Consider the following 19,201-nt stretch of genomic DNA (forward strand, 5'->3'; position numbering starts at 1 on the left):
AAAATTTTAAACTTGTTATAATTATTTAACGGCTTCTTGCACACTAATTTTTTCTCCGTTTTTAAAAGCTACCAGATAAGCCGAAGGAAAACCTTTTGATTTTGCAATTTCTAAATTGCGTTTTGCTGTAGCATAGTCTGATGTAGAACTATAATTATACTTATAAAAAGTTCCGTTCTCTGTTGATAATGAAACATTTTTCAACCCTTTAAAATTAACCGGTATTAATTTGATGCTTTTTTTTGAAGTTGCTATTTGAACCTTAAAAACCACTCCTGCCGTTTCTTTATTCGCTGATTTTTTTTGTACTGATACCGTTTCTCTGAATGATTTATCTTTTAAAGTAGTTGAAGTGTCTTTTTTTTTGATTTTTCGTTGAGCGTTCAGATAGTGGTTCATCCAATTCAATTTCAAAATATTGTTTTTTGTAACTAATAATGGCTGTAGCAATGGCTTCGGCCATTTGATCTTGACCTGATTCTGAATTCAGGTAAAGTCCTTCTTCTTTATTGGACAAAAAACCTAATTCAATCAATACGCTTGGCATATAAGCAGCATCTAGAACCCATAAAGGTGTTTGTTTAATACCCCTTGATTTTCTATTCAATTTTTGAGTGAAATTTTTTTCGATTTTTGATGCCAGACTAATGCTTCTGTTCAGATATTCTTCTTGCAAAATTTTTAGGCCTATCAGAGTTTCCGGTTTATTAGGGTCAAAACCTTTATATGATTTTTTATAATTTTTCTCTAATAATATTACTGAATTTTCATTTTTGGCTATTTCAAAATTAGTATTACTTCGAGCCAAACCCATTACAAAAGTCTCAGTACCATAAGGAGTTGGACTTTTAACAGAATTGCAATGTATAGAAATAAACAAATTAGCATCAATGCTATTTGCTCTTTTCGGTCTTTCTCGTAATTCTACAAAAACATCATTTTTTCTGGTATAAATAACTTGAATATCGGAATCTCTTTGAAGATATTTTTCAACCTTTAATGTAGTTTTAAGAGCAATGTCTTTTTCAACAAAACCATTGTAAGAGTTACCTGGATCTTTCCCACCATGTCCTGCATCTAAAATAATTACAAAATTACGACTAGACTGAGAAATAATATTTAAAGAAAAAAACAAAAATATAAGTAGTAAGGTGGTTTTAATTTCTCTAGATATTTTCAAAATTCAGGTGTTTTTTTATAAATTTAAAATGAAAAACTTTTATTGATAAATTAATTTTTAATTGCTTCTTGAATACTGATTTTTTTGCCGTTTTTAAATGCAATTAAAAAAGCATAATTGTACCCTTTCTGTTTGGCTTCTTGCAATTGTTTTTTTGCCTCTTCATAATCAGCAGTTTCCCCGTACATATATTTATAAACGCTATTCTCATATGCCATCGAAATATTTTTCAAACCTTTGAAATTTCTAGGCTGTAATTCAAGTTTGTTAATACTTGCCGAAAGTTGCACTTTAAATAAAGCTGGTGAATTATCTGTTCCTTGAGCTGCTGTTTTTTGTTCCGCAGCATTAAAATTTAATTTAGGCTTCACAAGAGCTACTGTATCTCTTATTGGTTTTTCAATAATTTTTTGTGATGGTTTAGTATCAAAAGTTTCAGGTTCTCCATTTCCATAATACTCGTTTTTATAACTAATGATAGCCGAGGCAATAGCTGTTGCAATTTCATTTTGACCTTCTTCAGAGTCTAAAATATTTCCTTCCTCAAAATTAGAAATAAACCCCATTTCAATCAACACTCGGGGCATATACGCTTTATGAAGTACCATAAAAGGCGCTTGTTTAACTCCGCCTCCTCTAATTTTTTTACCTAAAGCTCCAAATGCATCTTCCACTTTACTGGCTAATGAAATACTGTTATCTAAATATTCCTCTTGCATCAAGGTCATTCCAATCATGGTTTCAGGAGAGTTGGGATCAAACCCTTCATATTTCTGTTTATAATCCTTTTCTAAAGTAATTACGGAGTTCTCTTTTTTAGCCGCTTCCATATTAGAAGCCACTTTACTCAAACCCATTACATACGTTTCTGTGCCAAATCCGGCTGTATTTCTATTCGCATTACAATGTATCGAAACAAAAATATTGGCATCAGCTCTATTAGCAATATTGGCACGTTCCACTAAATCAATAAATACATCTGTTTTTCGAGTATAAATCACATCTACTTTGGGAGTTGCCTCCAAAATTTTTCCAACTTTAAGCACCACAGCCAAGGCTATGTTTTTTTCGACGTGACCATTATAGACAGCACCAAAATCATGGGCGCCATGTCCTGCATCTAATGTTACTCTAAAAACATTAGATTGGCTATAGGCCGAAAAAGAAACTGCCGTTAGAAAGAAAGTAACCAGTATTTTAATTTTAAATGTAATATGCATAATTCTTGAAATTAATTTAATTAAAACTCTAGCGTCATAAATCCTTTATTTGATTATTTTTGACAAAAAATTATATGTAAGTTTGACGTGTCAAAAAACAGGCCATAACTTTACAAAAATAGCATTTAAACCTTTGCATACAAACTTATTTAATATCGTTTTATTATCAATTTTCCTATCATTTGGATCGGGTAAATTATATTCTCAAGGTATAACAAAAAAAACAACAGTTATACCTACTAGAAAACAAACAGATAGCTCCAAAACTACTGTTCCTAATCCCGGAAAATCGACTACAATTATAAAAAAAGAAAGTGATTCTATAAAAATCGACACTACAAAACCAAAAAAAGTATTTCTTGATGGTAAAGTAAAATATAAAGCCGAAGATTACGCTAAGATTGATCAAAAGAAAAAACTTATTACCTTATATAACAAGGCTGAACTATATTATCAAGACATAGAACTAAAATCCGGTATCATCGTGATGGACTATGAAAAGAATGAAGTTTATGCCGGTCGGATAAAAGATTCCACAGGAATTTATACTCAATATCCAAATTTCAAACAAGGAAGCAATGTTGTAGAGCCTGATTCCATTCGGTTTAATTTTAAAACTAAAAAAGCTTTGATTTGGAATTCAAGATCTGATCAAGGGGAATTTAAAATAAAAGCAGAAATTACAAAAAAGGAAAATGATTCTGTTTATTTCTTAAAGAATGCTCGATTCACCACATCAAAAGATGTAGATAATCCGGAATACTATTTCCAAACGAGAAAAGTGAAGTTTATTCCTGGTAAAAAAGTAGTTACAGGGCTTACTAATATGGTTATTGCGGATGTCCCAACACCAATTGCTTTACCTTTTGCTTTTTTTCCTATGAGTAAAGAAACCAGCTTATCCGGAATAATTTTACCCAGTTATAACGATTCAAATACCAGAGGTTTTTCGTTACAAAATGCTGGTTATTATTTTGCACTCAGCGATAATTATGACTTAACCGTTTTAGGTGATTATTACACTAATGGTAGTTATGGAATGCGTTTTGAATCCAGTTATGCCAAACGATATAAATTTAGAGGTAACTTCAATGTACGGTTTGAAAATTTGATTAACAGTGAAAGAGGGTTTCCTGATTATTCAAAACAAAAAATTTATAACATACAATGGTCACATGCCAAAGATTCTAAATCGAACCCAAATTCTAGTTTTTCGGCTTCTGTGAATCTAGGAAGCAGCAAATATTTTAAGCAATCCATAAATCAGGCAAATGTTGGTTCCAATCTCAATAATACATTAAGTTCCTCTATTTCATACAGTAAAATATTCAACACAGTACCACAAGTCAGAATTTCATTGACTGCAACCCACTCACAGAACACACAAACAGAAGAAATTAACATGACGTTGCCTACACTTCAGGTAAGTGTTGATCGTATTTATCCATTTGTAGGGAAAGATGGTGTCAAAAAAGGTTTTTTCAAGAATATCAACCTGCAATATAATTTAAGCGGAAAAAATAGTATCATAACTACTGATTCTTTGTTCTTTAAACCACAAATGTTTAGAGATGCTAAAATGGGTATGGAACATACGATCCCTTTGAGTACTAATTTTAAATTATTTAAATATTTCAGTGCTTCCAGCTCCTTAAATTATAGAGAAGTATGGTACACCAAAACGATTAAAAAGGAATATGATACAGATCAAAGTAAAGTGGTAGATAATACTGTAAACGGTTTTGATGCCTATAGAACGTATTCGTTTTCATCCAGTTTAGGAACTACGATCTATGGAACTTTTAATTTTGGTGATGATAAAAAAATAAAATCTATCAGACACGTCATGCGACCATCCCTTTCCTATGGCTATACTCCTAGCTTTGAAAAATATTACGATACCTATTCTGCTGATGCTACCGGAACTATGATCAAAGAATATTCTCGATTTGAAACTGGGATTTTTGGAGCACCCGGAAATTCTAACTCTAATACCATGGGCTTTGATTTAAGCAATACATTTGAAGCAAAAGTTAATGATAAGGACTCAACAAAGACGGAACCTAAAAAAATAATGCTTCTTAATAATTTGAATCTTTCTACCAGTTACAATTTTGATGCCGACGGAGTAACCTCTCTTGCATTTGCGCCAGTTAGAGTTAGCGGTGGTACACAACTATTGGAGAACAAAATGAATGTGAATTTTGGCGCCACATTAGACCCTTATGCAATTGATAATTCAGGAACGAGAATCAACGTTTTTAATATTGATAATGGCGGAAGTTTATTCCGAATGACAAGTGCAAATATGACTTTGAATTATGCCATATCCAGCAAAGAAAAGGATACGACCAAGAAAGAAAAAAATACTCAAAGTGAAAGAAACGGTGGTCGTGAAGATGATTTATTTGGAACAAATACTGATTTAGGAGAGAACAGAAAAAGTCAATTTGGTGATGAAGAAGAAAATGAAGAGGACAAAATATCGGAGTTTTTTAGTGCCAAGTTACCCTGGGACATGACTTTTGCTTATTCACTTACTTATGGAAATAACAATAGAGAAAAGAAAATCATCGGGAATTCAATAATGGTTTCAGCTAATGCAGACATCACACCTAAATGGAAAGCTGGTGTATCAACCGGTTATGATTTTGTTCAAAAAGGAGTCACATTTACTCAATTTCGTTTTGAAAGAGATTTATTAAGCTGGAGAATGGATTTCAATTGGACACCATTTGGAGAGAATGCGAACTGGGGTTTCTTTATTGGAATCAAAGCAGGAGTGTTAAGTGATATTAAATGGGATAAACGCAGTAGAACCAATAGATAATTACTCAACGATTATTTGATTATACTTTAATTTCAAAAGCAGCTCAACCTTTATTTTACATTATTACAAACAGAAAATGATGAATCTACATTAATTTTCAAAGCAATATTTAAAAATATAATCTATTCATTTTATGAAAAAAATAATTTTTACCGAGAATGCTCCTGCACCTATCGGTCCTTACAATCAAGCTGTTCTTAAGGGAAACACGCTGTATACATCAGGTCAAATTTCCATTAATCCGGCTACCGGTGAATTAGTTACGGATTCAATTGAATCCGAAACTCAACAAGTGATGCAAAATATGAAAGCAGTTTTAGAAGCTGCGGGAATGACATTTGAAAACGTTGTGAAAGCAACTATTTTCATAATGGACATGAATGATTTTGGTAAAATAAATACTGTTTACGGTGCTTATTTCAACGAAAAAACCGCTCCAGCGCGTGAAACGGTTCAGGTGGCTTGTTTGCCAAAAAACGTAAATGTGGAAATTTCAATGATTGCTATTCTTTAGTGATCAGTAATTAAAATAGTTCTAAGTCACTGGATACTATCGAATATAAATTAAAAAAACACTACTAATTTAAAGTAAATTAGCAGTGTTTAAAAAAAAAAACTGAAAACTGAACTGAGTTATTGAAAACTATTTATTAGCAATATGATAAGCGATAAGACCATCAATTGGTCTTCTCAGAACATTGCCTAATTTCAATTCATATTTATCAAAGGTTTCTTGTAATTCTTCCTTCAAATAAAAGGCTATAGAACCTACAAAGTGAATAGGCACCTCTTTACAATTTTCATATTGTTTAATATAATTTTTTACAAAGGATTTCATTCCTTTGAATATGATTTTTCTGCAAAACTCAGTGTCTTTATGTTGAATTAAGAACTTTGCAAATGTCGCTAAGTACGCATTTGGGTTTGCTTCTTTGTATAATTTACTTTTAACTGCATCAGGATCTAAATCGTATTCTTTTTCAAATTCAACAGCCAATTCTTTAGGCATTTTGTTGAAATAATACTTTCTGATTAATTCCTTTCCAAAAACATTCCCGCTACAATCATCCATAACTATATAACCCAATGATTGCACTTTCTGATGCAATTCTTTCCCATCAAAATAACTACAGTTTGACCCAGTACCTAAAATAGAAACAATTGCTTTCTCTCCTTTGGGAGTTGTAGCATATACTGCGGCATACGTATCCTCGTGTACAGAAATAATAGCATTAGAAAAATACTCTTGAAAAATTTGCGAAAGCATCAATTTCATATTATCAGTACCACAACCCGCTCCATAAAAAAACAAATGGGTGGTATTTTTTTTATTTTGTAAGATATCAAAACGATCGTTTATACGCTCAATGATTTCATCTTTTTCTAGTATTTCAGGATTCAAACCTAATGTTTGCGTCGTAAACAATACTTTGCCTTCTTCATCTATCGCAATCCAATCGGCTTTGGTAGAACCACTATCAACTATTAATCTCATTTTTTGGGTTTTAATTGGTTTAGGGATTTCAATTTTTAGTAAAATTGAACAAAAAAATAAAATCCCGTTAAATGTAAAGATAACGGGATTTTTATAAATATAAATAATTATTTCAAACCTGCAATATGCACAGACAAATCAATTAATTTACTTGAATATCCATATTCATTATCATACCAAGAGATGATTTTGAAAAAAGTGGAATTTAATCCAATTCCTGCATTAGCATCAATGATAGATGTTCTCGAATCAGAAACGAAATCTTGAGAAACAACTAAATCTTCCGTATATCCTAAGATACCTTTCATTGTAGTTTCAGAAGCATTTTTCAATACTGCCATAATTTCTTCGTAAGAAGTTTCTTTTTCAACTTTTACAGTCAAATCCACTACAGAAACATCTGTTGTAGGAACACGCATCGACATTCCGGTTAATTTTCCGTTCAATGCAGGAATAACTTTCCCAACTGCTTTTGCAGCACCTGTAGAAGATGGGATGATGTTACATGAAGCCGCACGTCCGCCTCTCCAGTCCTTTTTAGAAGGTCCGTCAGTAGTCATTTGAGTTGAAGTTGTGGCATGAACAGTAGTCATTAAAGCTTCAACAATTCCAAAATTATCATTAATAACTTTTGCTAATGGAGCTAAACAGTTAGTAGTACAAGATGCATTAGAAACGATTAAATCAGACGCTTTTGCCGATTCATGATTCACACCCATAACAAACATAGGGGCATCAGCAGAAGGAGCAGAAATAATTACTTTTTTGGCTCCACCTTTTATATGCTCATTTGCAGTTTCAATAGTAGTAAAGAAACCGGTACATTCAGCAACAACATCAACATCTACCTCATTCCATTTTAAGTCTGCAGGATTTCTTTCTGCAGTAATACGAATGTTTCTTCCGTTTACAAAAAGTTTTCCTTCTTTTACTTCAACCGTTCCATTGAAACGACCGTGAACGGAATCATATTTTAATAAGTAAGCTAAATGATCTACATCTAACAAATCATTTATAGCCACAACTTCTACATTATCTCTGTTGAAAGACTCTCTGAATACAATTCTTCCAATTCTTCCAAAACCGTTTATTCCTAATTTTACTTTTGACATTTTGATTAATTTTTTTGTTTATTTTTCTTTAACTTCATTTAAAGTCTAATTTCCTCACAATAAACTTCACTTTTTTTATGTAGACATGATGTCTGAAACTCTTAATAGCTCTCTATCAATTTCTGTTTTCCCTTTTATGGCTTGTTCCAATGGTGTCAACGCTACCTTATCATTTTGTAAACCAACCATGTAATTTGATTTGCCTTCCAATAATGATTCTACCGCTTTTACCCCTAATCTACTTGCCAGAACTCTATCAAAACAAGATGGTGAACCACCGCGTTGCATATGACCCAAAACCGAAACGCGTACGTCATATTCAGGTAAATTTGCATCAACATAATCTTTCAATTCGAATACGTTTTTACCTATTTTATCACCTTCAGCAATAACAACTATACTGGATGATTTACCCGAAGCCTTACTTTTTTGAAGGGATTCAAGTAATCGTTCTAATCCTAAATCTTCTTCAGGAATAAGGATTTCCTCTGCTCCAGCACCGATACCGGCATTCAAAGCAATATGACCCGCATCTCTTCCCATTACTTCCACAAAAAATAATCGGTTGTGCGAACTTGCAGTGTCTCTAATTTTATCAATTACATCAACAACGGTATTCAATGCAGTATCATACCCTAAAGTATGACTCGTTCCAAAAATATCATTATCGATAGTTCCCGGAATTCCCATTACCGGAAAATTAAATTCGTTATTGAATAACAAACCACCAGTAAAAGTTCCGTCACCACCAATTACAACCAAAGCATCAATTCCTGCTTTCACAAGATTTTCATGGGCTTTTTTTCTGCCTTCTGGAGTTCTAAATTCAGTAGAACGAGCCGATTTTAAAATCGTTCCTCCTTTATTAACAATGTTATTTACACTTCGAGGTCCCATTTCTTTGAAGTCACCTTCAATCATTCCTTGATATCCTCTATAAATCCCTATACATTCTATGTTATGATAAGCACATGTTCGAACAACTGAACGTATCGCTGCGTTCATTCCCGGCGAGTCACCACCAGAGGTTAGAACACCAACCTTTTTTATTGTTTTTGGCATTATTTAAGTATTAAAGTGTAAAATTAACAAACATTCAGCACTTTCAGAGCCGAGTTATTAATAAATTAGGACAGCCTTCTAAATTCAAACGTTTTCGTTAATAAGTTTTAAAAAAAACAAAAAAATATCAGTTTTATTTAACAAAATTAAATAAAAATCCATTATTTTTTGATAATTAACAGTTAAAGATAGTTAATGATTGCGTTTTTAGGAAAAGTGCATGGAAGAACTAAAAATGATGGTAATTGTTTCTAAGGTAAAAGCACCCGTATCAATCTAAAATATTTTATAGAAATACAATAATCAATTTAAACTAATCCTCTTCAGGTGCCAAAGCTTCCTGATTGCTATCCGGTTTTTTAGTTTTTGCTTTTTTAGGGTTCGAAAAATTTATAAAATCAGGGGATGGATCAGAATCTTGATCTTCTATATCAGGATTAGGTGCGGTTTCAACTCCTAATTTATGGCTTTTGAATATTTTATTGACAAACTCTTTAAAGGTATCAAAATCCACTTCGTAAGAAACCCCTAAACCTTGTGTATAACCAATTCCTTGTCCTATATAATTAATGTCATTCTCTTTATTAAAAAGACGCAAATTCATGGTTCCATCTTCATTGACTCGATAAAGCACTTCAACATCTCCTACAATTGCTGATTCATTGATTCCACCAAAAGGAACCCCTACTTTTCCATTAATTGTAATCCTTTCATTAATTTTTGATGAAATGGTAGCTATAAATCTTCCGTCTGTTTCACGTCCGATTCTTCTATCAGCAGAAACAAAATTGAAGCCTACTTTAAATTTCTCATTATCCGTACGTATTATACCTCCTAATAAGCTTGTGGCAGTTTCAAACAAACTTCCAGAAAAATCAGATTGATTAACTCCTTCCGGACTTAAAAAACCTCCTGAAGATAATAAATACAAAGCCTGAGTTTGTCTTACATCTTTATCATTTAATTTGTATTGAATCTCCGATTTTAAAACATTACTGACCGTTGGAAATTCAATATTAAAATCAGGTTCCGGACTTGTCAAATCTCCGCGAACACCTATTATAACTTCAACCGGTACTTTTGAGTTAAAGGACGAATTTTCTAAAAGTACGGCAGGATTTGCGGTAGTTTTATATACTGCTTCCAAATTTAATTGGGCTTTCATTGGATTCCCTTCCCATGAAATTGACCCCCCTTTTTTTACGGCAAATTTCTTATCAATCAATCCACCATATTTAAAGTTATAACTCCCTTCATAAGCCTGGAAATCTCCCCACATGTTGAATTTACCTAGTGTGTTTATCTTAAATAATAAAGATCCAAAACCCTTGCCCTTGATTCCGTGGCCCGTATTTCTATCTAAAATGACTTCTACTTCGGCATCCGGCGTTATATCTAAATCAAATTCTAATTCGAGTCCCTTATAATTTCTGGTATTCTCAATGATGCCTTTTTCGATATTAAACTTTTCCTTTGGAGTAACAAAATGAATAAAACTATTATCGCTGACACTTTGGGCATTGTTGATAGGAATTTTGATGGTCGTTCCTTTTTCAGATTTTGCTTCAACTTTAATAAATAGCCCATTTGTAGGTCCTTTGATGGTTGCCGTACCATCTATGAATGCAGTGCCATAATAAGCTGCATCATCACTGTCTTTTGTGTCTAAGGCTAAAAGTCTTTTAGTATTTATAGTTAAGTCTAATTTCCAATCCGAAAAATTTTTATGCTGAATACTTCCGTTTAAAGATCCCTTTGTTCCATATTTAGTATCTGTTAGTGTATTATCCCTAAACAAAAACCGTTCATCAGAAAGGTCAATTATTGTTTTATCTTTCAGTGCATAATCTACATTCAAATACGGAATAGTCAATCCGGCATCGTCAACATACAGACGCCCATTAATATCCGGCTTTTTAAGATTTCCCTGAATAGTGGAATTTCCCGAAACAAAACCTCTGATATTAGACAAAACATCCCCACCAAGTGAACTTAATGTACCCAAATTAAATTTATCAAATTTTAATTTTAGATCCAGAACCGTTTCTTTATTAACGATTTCAAAATTTCCGTTTGCTTTAAAAGACTCTATATTTTCATTTTCAATAGTGGAATTAATCGTGAACTTTTTAAAGTTTTCATCTCCTTCAATATTAAAATTTAACAGCCCTAAATCGGTTTTGTTCATGTTTAAATGATCAATTTCAATCGAAGCTGTAGGCTGATAAACATTTTTATTTTGCTTGTAATGTACTTCGCCATTAATATTTCCATTAAAAACAAACTGTTTATTTTCGGGTGTTATCTTATTTAAATCGACATCCTTAAAACTCAATTTTAGATCTTTGTAGGAAGGGCCATTTAAATCCCCCATCAATGAGATTGCCTGTTCTTCATGCGACAATATTATATTATCGATATTGAAATTCTTAAATTCTTTATCAAAAACAATTTGGTTATCCGGTGTTTCTTGCTCATTCAAAAACCACAAGTAATCTTTAAATTTAACTTCCGATTTACTAATTCCAACAACATTTTTATTGTCCTTATTAATGGTATGGTATAAATTCAGATTAAAATAATCTTCTCCTTGATCTCCTCCTTTAAATTCAGAACGAAAGAATAAGGTATCTTTCAATGTTACATTTATCAAACTAAAATCTCGTATTTTATAATATTTCGTTTTTATGCTATCTAATTCAATGTAAGCATTATAAAGAGGGTTTTTATTATCCACAGAAATTCTTATATTATCAAATGTATTTTCTGAAGCTTTAATCTGCGGTGAATTAAAATTGAGTTTGAACTCTTGATTATCCGAATTAATATTTCCTTTTACAGTAGTATTAGGTCCAATTGAAATCTCCGGATAAAATATTTCAATGATTTTATTAAAAATGGTAAAATCAAATTTAAGAAATTGTCCTTTTTTAACTTTATTGGGTTTGTAATTCGCATATAGACTTCCTAACGAATTAGTTATCATGTTTTTTAATTGGCTAAATTCGTATTTACCAACAATTTCACCCTCCATAACATCTGGAGAATTTACAACTATAGTTCGTACTCTATTTTGATCGAAACTGGATTTTATTGCAAAATCATCAAAATTATAGGTTCCTTTTACATTTTGATAATAGGTTTTATTGATATACAAATCTCCCTGAAGATTCTCAATCGTATTCCCTGAGGCTTGAACTACAACATCTCCTTTAAAAATAGATATAGAATCTTTTATAAAATTTAATTTATGTAAATCCGCATTTTCAACATTAATATGAAAATCGTACCTGCTGTCTTTTTTACTTAAATCCAATAGACCATCAAAAGTCATACTTAAATTAGGGTCATTTACTGAAAGCTGCCCTGTATAATTTGGCATTTTAAAATTACCATTTACCACTACATTACTATAGGTATAATTGTTATAATCAATCTGACTGATATCACCTTTGATCGAAGTGTCTAAATATTTTTCTTTAAAACCTTTTCCATCTACATCTAAATCGAAACTAACACGGCCAATGTCTTTTCTTTCAAATAAAGTACCGATGTCAAAATCTTCCAAAACAACATTTCCAATATAAGACGCTTTATCAATGACGTCAATATTTTTCATTTGCAATTTAGACGTTACTTTCCCCAATTCTGTTATCATCGAAAAATCAGCATCGATTGTCCTAGTCGTAATATGAGTAGTACCGACGGCAGTAAATTTTCCTAATTTTTTTAGTGTAGTGGGCAACTTTTTCCCAAGAATGTCCGGAAGTATTACTATAAGATTATCATAACTGGAAGAAAGTTTGTTAAATTTACCGTACATATAAAATCCATGATCCTTATTTGCAAATAAATTCTTGAAATTTACATCTCCTCTTATCTGAGTATTCTTAGAATCAATTAATTTTAACTTATTTATTCTTAAATCATTCAGCGTTCCTTTGATATTTGCTTTGGTAAAGAAGTGTTGGTTTTTACCTAATTCTTTATAAAAAAATCGAATGTCATTTGAAGCTATTGAAGCAGTATCCAATTTTATATTAAACTGAACTTTATCAGTAAAATTGGAGAAATCCTCTATTTTGTAATTTAAATATACCGTTCCTTTTAACTTCGATCCCCTAGTTAATAAATCTAGGTTTTCAAGTTTAATGCTCTTTTTAGAGTAACTGAATTTTGAACTTAAATTTTCAACATATAAACCGCGATGGTCCAGAAAGGACATTTTATTGATTATGGTAGTAACATCTGAACCATACAATTGAAAATCAATTACAGAAGCATTTAATTTAGTAAAATTAACTGATATTGGAGTTTGCCGGTTTTCATCTGTTAAAATAAAATGCCCGTTATAAACGTGCAGTTTAGACGATTTTAATAAAAAATGCTTTTTTGATTTTTTTCCGGTTTCAAAAGCAGCAATAAACTTATCTATATTAGAGTATTTCTCGTTTTTATAGGTTTTCAGATTAAAAATTAATCCATCCAAACGCAAGTCACCAAAAATTAAATCGCCGTCTAATAGCTTTTTTCCCTCTAAAATAGTGGTTTTAATTCGGTTCGAATAAATCAAAGTGTCTTGATGATGATCTAGAATTAAAACTTTTTTAAACTTTATACCACCAAAAATCGATATGGCAACTTCATCAATTGCTATATTGGTTTTAAAATCTTTATTAAGACTTCGGACAAAATATTGCGCAATTTTCGTTTGAACAAAAGGAGTGCTCAACGCAATACCAAGTACCAATAAAAGTAGGATAAGTCCAAGTATAGAACGAAATACTATTTTTCTAAATTTTTTGATACTCCTATATTTTTTTAAATTTTATAAAATTTGATTTTGCTTTTGGAAACAGCATTCCTTTAATAAAAATTCTTTAATTTTGGCTCCGCCGTACAAATAAATATTTTAAAATCGGTTCGTCAAATATAAATCAAAATTTGTGCCTTTTTATGCAAAATCCTGAGGTTTTTATTCTTGCCATCGAAAGTTCATGCGATGATACAGCTGCCGCTATTTTACAAAACGATAAAGTATTGTCAAATGTTGTTGCGAATCAGCTAATTCATGCTCAATATGGCGGTGTGGTTCCTGAACTTGCTTCCCGTGCACATCAGCAAAATATAGTTCCGGTAATTGACGCTGCGCTTCGCAAAGCAAATATACAAAAAGAACAGTTATCAGCAATCGCATTTACCCAAGGACCCGGATTGATGGGATCACTACTTGTAGGAAGTTCATTTGCAAAATCATTAGCATTAGCTTTGAAAATCCCTTTGATTGCCGTAAACCACATGCACGCGCATATATTAGCTCATTTTATTGATGAAGAAGGATTTGATAAGCCCACTTTTCCATTTTTGGCCTTGACGATTAGTGGAGGTCATACGCAAATTGTAAAAGTGAATGATTTTTTTGACCTGACTATTATAGGAGAAACCACTGATGATGCCGTTGGTGAAGCTTTTGATAAAAGTGCAAAAATACTGGGCCTCCCTTATCCCGGCGGCCCTTTGGTAGATAAATACGCTCAATTAGGGAATCCGAAAGCTTTTGTTTTTACAAAGCCAAAAGTTCCAGGATTGGATTTTAGTTTTTCGGGATTAAAAACGGCAATTTTATATTTTATCCAAAAGAAAAAACTTGAAAACCCCAATTTCATTGAAGAAAATTTGAACGACATTTGTGCCTCCATTCAATTTACAATAATTGAAATTTTAATGGATAAATTAAAATTGGCTGTAAAAGAAACAGGAATAAAACAAATTGCAATCGGAGGAGGCGTTTCTGCAAATTCTGGAATCCGAAAAACATTAAAAGAAACGGAGAATAAATACGGATGGAAAACATTTATTCCTAAATTTGAATACACTACGGATAATGCTGCAATGATTGGAATTGTAGGTTACCAAAAATTTTTAACTGAAATTTTCGAAACGTCATCTGTCGTTTCTAAGGCAAGAATACAATTCTAAATTATGCAATTATTTTACAATATAAATATTAACGAGACTACTGAAAACTTTTCTTTTGACAAAGAAGAAAGCAAACATATTATTAAAGTATTACGAAAAAAAGATACTGATATTCTATATGTTACCAATGGTTTAGGTTTATTATTCAAAACCGAAATTACTTTAGCTTCTGACAGTAAATGCACGGTAAAAATTATTTCTTTCGAAAAGTCAGCACCTTCAAAATATCATTTGCATTTAGCCGTTGCTCCGACTAAAATGAATGATCGATTCGAATGGTTTCTTGAAAAAGCAACTGAAATTGGTATTCATGAAATCACTCCTATTATATGCGACCGTTCGGAACGAAAACTAATTAATACGGAACGATTCGATAAAATAATACTGACTGCAATGAAACAATGCAATCAGTTATATCTTCCAAAACTGAATAGTGCCATGACTTTCAAAGAGTTTGTAAAACTCAAAAATGAAGGTTTACAATTGGTAGCGCATTGCGAAGAAACGGATAAAAAAACATTAAAATCAGTTTTAGTGCCAAATGAAAATATTACAATTCTAATAGGTCCTGAAGGTGATTTTTCAGAAAAAGAAATTGAAGCTGCGATAGAAAACAATTACATTCCTGTTTCTTTGGGAAATACCCGATTACGGACTGAAACCGCTGCCATTGTGGCTTGTCACAGTGTAGTTTTTGTAAATGAAAATTAATAATTTATAATTTCCTGAAAGATAGTTATGAAAAAAATATATTACATATTATTATTAGTATCTATTTCTTCATTTTCACAGGAAATAGCTTTATTAAAATACAGTGGCGGTGGAGATTGGTATGCTAATCCAACTTCATTGCCCAATTTAATAAAATATTGCAATGCAAATATAAACACTAAAATAAAACCCAAACCAGGAACTGTTGAACCAAGCAGTCCCGATTTACTTTCTTATCCGTTCGTTCACATGACGGGTCACGGAAATGTAGTTTTTAGCGATAGTGATGCAATTAATCTTAGAAATTATTTATCAGCTGGTGGGTTTCTTCACATTGATGATAATTACGGAATGAATCAATATATTCGAAAAGAAATCAAAAAAATATTTCCCAATAATGATTTAGTTGAAATTCCTGCCAATCATGTAATTTTTCAAAAACCGTATGTTTTTTCAGGTGGATTACCCAAAATTCATGAGCATGATGGAAAACGACCACAAGCTTTTGGAATATTTATAGAAAACATACTAGTATTACTCTACACTTATGAATGTGATCTAGGCGACGGATGGGAAGACCCAGAAGTAAATAATGACCCTGTTGATGTTCGGGAAAAAGCCCTGAAAATGGGTGCTAATATTATAAATTATATATTTAATAATTAATTGAATTCCAATTGCTTAATTTTAAAAAAACTTTACACCTAACACTTTTTTAAGCAAAAGTTATCATTTAAAATTATCTAAATCAATAGGACTTCTCGAAAAATTATTTACAAATACATTCCATTAGAGTAAATAATTGAATATTTAATTGATTATCTGAATAAAATTGAAAAAGTTTTTAGCCTCCAAAACTAAAGTTAATTTTAAGTCTACTAAAGAAATTCAGATTCCAAAAATATATAATATTCCAAAAAAATAGCCACTCTGGCAGATTTCAAATCAGACCACCCAAATAAAAGTATTTGCCAAAACACCTTATAAAACGGCATCCAATAAATTAAAATCATATTTTATTTGTTTTAATCGAATAATTGTTATAAAATTGTTAAATAATTAACCAAAACCAAAATTTTATAACAAAAATTATGAAGAAAATTCTTTTAACAGCAACTGCATTTTTAATGCTTTTCTCTTGTCAAAATGACACAACTGAAACAATAACGCCAAATGCTTCTGCTCTTACCAAACGTGGTTGTGCATCACAAGATGTATTAGCTGCTCAATTAAAAGCTGATCCTACTTTAGCTTTACGAATGAACGAAATTGAAGCATTTACCAAAAATGCAATACTGACAAATAGGTTAGTAAATGGAAAAGTTGAGATTCCAGTTGTGGTAAATGTTCTATACCGAACAACTGCAGAGAATATCTCATTAACACAGATTCAATCTCAAATTGATGTATTAAATAAAGATTTTAATGCTTTGAATTCTGATTATTCATCGGTACCGGCTTTGTTTTCTGGAGTAAAAGCGAATGTTGGAATTTCTTTTGTATTACAAAATGTAGTGCGAAGATCTACCACTACAACATCTTGGTCTACAGATGATGCTATGAAAAGATCAGCAACTGGAATTGTTCCAACTACACCGACAACTGTTTTAAACATGTGGTCATGTAATATGGGTGGTGGTATTCTTGGTTATGCTCAATTTCCAGGAGGTGCATCATCTACTGATGGAGTGGTAATGGATAACAATGCTTTTGGAGCTACAGGAACAGTAACAGCACCCTTTAATTTGGGGAGAACTGCTACACACGAGGTAGGACACTGGATGAACTTACGTCATATTTGGGGTGATGCTACATGTGGAAGCGATTTAGTATCTGACACTCCTACACACAATGCTGCTAACTATGGTGTTCTTGCTTACCCACATTACAGTACTTGTACTGGAACCCCGGTAGAAATGACAATGAACTATATGGATTACACTGATGATAGAGGAATGTATATGTTTTCTAACGGTCAAAAATCCAGAATGGCTGCTATTTTCGTATCAGGTGGTTCAAGATCAGGATTCGGAATATAGTTTTTAAAATTTAAGATTCTTAAACTCGCTACTAGTTAGCGGGTTTTTTTTTGAAAAATTATAAGCCAAAAAAAAAAATATTATAATCTTTATTGCAAAATATTAAACGGTATAAACTATATTTTTAATTATTTATTCCTGATATTAATACCTTTTATTTAGTTTTTAAGAGACTAGTTACTATACTAGAAAAAATAAAAATTAATTTCAGAAAATTAAAAAACATTCCTTTTTTTCATGGTTTAATTACACAAAAGCTGAATATTTATAACATTTCATTTTCTAAAAATTAAAATTATATTGTTGAATTATTATAACAAATACCACAATATTTGATAATTATTAAGTTAAAAAGTTATATTAATTTTCTAATTGTAAGATAATCCATTACAAGGGGTAAACTAATTTTACAAAAACGATATGAATGTTAATTTTTTTTTAAATATTATTTTTTTTTGTGAAATAAATGTTATAGAATTGCATTATTATTAACCAAAACCAATAATTTATAACAAGTAACCCCAATTAATTATGAAAAAAATTCTTTTAACTGCGACGGCATTTTTAATGCTTTTCTCTTGTCAAAATGACCAAACAGAATCTACAGAATTAGCAACAAGTGCAATAGCACGTCGTGGTTGTGCTTCAAATGAAGTGCTTGCGGCTCAATTGGCGGCTGACCCTACTTTAGCTTTAAGAATGAACGAAATTGAAGCTTTCACACAAAAAGCAATGTTAACAAACCGTTTAGTAAATGGTAAATTAGTAATTCCAGTTGTAGTTAATGTATTATACAGAACTGCTGCAGAAAACATCTCTGATGCTTTAATACAATCACAAATTGATGTATTAAACCAAGATTTCACTGCAACAAACCCTGATTTCAGTAGTACTCCTGCTGAGTTTGCTGGTGTTGCTGCAAATATTGATATTACTTTTGTATTAGAACAAGTAATTAGAAAATCTACGACCAAAACTTCATGGGGAACTAGAGATGCAATGAAAAAAACAAAACAAGGAGGTTTAGATCCTACATCGCCTTCAACAACACTAAATATGTGGGCTTGTACAGTTGGTGGTGGAATCTTAGGATACGCGCAGTTTCCTGGAGGTTCTTTAGCAACTGATGGTGTTGTAGTCGATTCAAAATATTTCGGATTATCAGGATCGGGAGCTTATCCTTATAACTTGGGAAGAACAATGACTCATGAAGTAGGCCACTGGATGAATCTTCGTCACATTTGGGGAGATGCTTCTTGTGGAAGTGATTTAGTTTCTGACACTCCAGTTCACAAAACTTCAAACTTTGGAGTACCTGTATATCCTTACGTAAGTACATGTTTACCTGCTCATAATGAAATGACCATGAACTACATGGATTACACAGATGACAGAGGAATGTACATGTTCACTAATGGTCAAAAATCAAGAATGGCTGCAATTTTTGTTTCAGGTGGAGCAAGAGCAGGTTTCGGAATATAATTTTTTTTAGACTTTAGAATATAAAACTCGCTACTTGTTAGCGAGTTTTTTTTGGTTAAACTTTTAGAGAATCCTGATTTCTTTGCTGACA

General features: G+C 31.8%; 14 protein-coding genes. 7 read left to right on the forward strand and 7 right to left on the reverse strand.

Annotation, left to right across the window (positions count from 1 at the left end; all coding sequences use genetic code 11):
- Window positions 1-21 precede the first annotated feature (21 nt).
- Genes ACFX5E_RS09270 through ACFX5E_RS09280 form a run of 3 tightly spaced genes read right to left on the reverse strand, consistent with a single transcriptional unit; the run spans window position 22 to window position 2,400 of the window.
- Window positions 22-399, reverse strand: a complete 378-nt coding sequence (locus ACFX5E_RS09270; RefSeq protein WP_379854922.1) for a hypothetical protein — start codon at window positions 397-399, stop codon at window positions 22-24.
- Window positions 332-1,180 (reverse strand): N-acetylmuramoyl-L-alanine amidase family protein, encoded by an 849-nt coding sequence (locus ACFX5E_RS09275; RefSeq protein ID WP_379854923.1) that lies wholly within the window; start codon window positions 1,178-1,180, stop codon window positions 332-334. Before ACFX5E_RS09275 ends, ACFX5E_RS09270 begins: the two co-directional genes overlap by 68 nt.
- Window positions 1,181-1,230: 50 nt before the next feature.
- Window positions 1,231-2,400, reverse strand: coding sequence for an N-acetylmuramoyl-L-alanine amidase family protein (locus ACFX5E_RS09280; RefSeq protein ID WP_379854924.1), 1,170 nt, complete (start codon window positions 2,398-2,400; stop codon window positions 1,231-1,233).
- 82 nt (window positions 2,401-2,482) lie between these two features.
- On the opposite strand from ACFX5E_RS09280, the gene ACFX5E_RS09285 reads away from it, so the two are divergent.
- Both ACFX5E_RS09285 and ACFX5E_RS09290 read left to right on the forward strand, forming a co-directional pair.
- On the forward strand, window positions 2,483-5,230 hold the full coding sequence (locus ACFX5E_RS09285; RefSeq protein WP_379854961.1) for a putative LPS assembly protein LptD: 2,748 nt from the start codon (window positions 2,483-2,485) through the stop codon (window positions 5,228-5,230).
- Window positions 5,231-5,363: 133 nt separating this feature from the next.
- Window positions 5,364-5,744, forward strand: a complete 381-nt coding sequence (locus tag ACFX5E_RS09290) for a RidA family protein (protein WP_379854925.1) — start codon at window positions 5,364-5,366, stop codon at window positions 5,742-5,744.
- A 129-nt stretch (window positions 5,745-5,873) separates the two neighbouring features.
- On the opposite strand, the gene ACFX5E_RS09295 is transcribed toward ACFX5E_RS09290, so the two are convergent.
- The 4 genes from ACFX5E_RS09295 to ACFX5E_RS09310 all read right to left on the reverse strand — a co-directional run bounded on the left by ACFX5E_RS09295 (window position 5,874) and on the right by ACFX5E_RS09310 (window position 13,649).
- The gene (locus ACFX5E_RS09295) at window positions 5,874-6,725 is read right to left on the reverse strand and encodes an N-acetylglucosamine kinase (protein WP_379854926.1); all 852 of its coding nucleotides are present in this window, start codon (window positions 6,723-6,725) and stop codon (window positions 5,874-5,876) included.
- 107 nt (window positions 6,726-6,832) lie between these two features.
- A complete protein-coding gene (gap, locus tag ACFX5E_RS09300) occupies window positions 6,833-7,837 on the reverse strand; it encodes a type I glyceraldehyde-3-phosphate dehydrogenase (RefSeq protein ID WP_379854927.1) in 1,005 nt (334 codons plus the stop codon).
- A 75-nt stretch (window positions 7,838-7,912) separates the two neighbouring features.
- A complete protein-coding gene (gene pfkA / locus ACFX5E_RS09305) occupies window positions 7,913-8,899 on the reverse strand; it encodes a 6-phosphofructokinase (protein ID WP_379854928.1) in 987 nt (328 codons plus the stop codon).
- Between the two features lie 313 nt (window positions 8,900-9,212).
- Entirely contained in the window at window positions 9,213-13,649 is a 4,437-nt protein-coding gene (locus ACFX5E_RS09310) for a translocation/assembly module TamB domain-containing protein (RefSeq protein ID WP_379854929.1), read from the reverse strand.
- Window positions 13,650-13,855: 206 nt separating this feature from the next.
- On the opposite strand from ACFX5E_RS09310, the gene tsaD reads away from it, so the two are divergent.
- The 5 genes from tsaD to ACFX5E_RS09335 all read left to right on the forward strand — a co-directional run bounded on the left by tsaD (window position 13,856) and on the right by ACFX5E_RS09335 (window position 19,110).
- On the forward strand, window positions 13,856-14,878 hold the full coding sequence (gene tsaD / locus ACFX5E_RS09315) for a tRNA (adenosine(37)-N6)-threonylcarbamoyltransferase complex transferase subunit TsaD (protein ID WP_379854930.1): 1,023 nt from the start codon (window positions 13,856-13,858) through the stop codon (window positions 14,876-14,878).
- A 3-nt stretch (window positions 14,879-14,881) separates the two neighbouring features.
- Window positions 14,882-15,589 carry a 16S rRNA (uracil(1498)-N(3))-methyltransferase gene (locus ACFX5E_RS09320; protein ID WP_379854931.1) on the forward strand — a complete coding sequence of 236 codons (708 nt, stop codon included), beginning with the start codon at window positions 14,882-14,884 and terminating at the stop codon, window positions 15,587-15,589.
- A 27-nt stretch (window positions 15,590-15,616) separates the two neighbouring features.
- Window positions 15,617-16,255 carry a DUF4159 domain-containing protein gene (locus ACFX5E_RS09325; RefSeq protein ID WP_379854932.1) on the forward strand — a complete coding sequence of 213 codons (639 nt, stop codon included), beginning with the start codon at window positions 15,617-15,619 and terminating at the stop codon, window positions 16,253-16,255.
- A gap of 425 nt (window positions 16,256-16,680) precedes the next feature.
- Window positions 16,681-17,628, forward strand: a complete 948-nt coding sequence (locus tag ACFX5E_RS09330) for a zinc metalloprotease (protein WP_379854933.1) — start codon at window positions 16,681-16,683, stop codon at window positions 17,626-17,628.
- Between the two features lie 531 nt (window positions 17,629-18,159).
- Window positions 18,160-19,110 carry a zinc metalloprotease gene (locus ACFX5E_RS09335; RefSeq protein WP_379854934.1) on the forward strand — a complete coding sequence of 317 codons (951 nt, stop codon included), beginning with the start codon at window positions 18,160-18,162 and terminating at the stop codon, window positions 19,108-19,110.
- Window positions 19,111-19,201 lie beyond the last annotated feature (91 nt).

It is taken from the genome of Flavobacterium xylosi (assembly GCF_042787345.1).
Lineage (GTDB): Bacteria > Bacteroidota > Bacteroidia > Flavobacteriales > Flavobacteriaceae > Flavobacterium > Flavobacterium xylosi.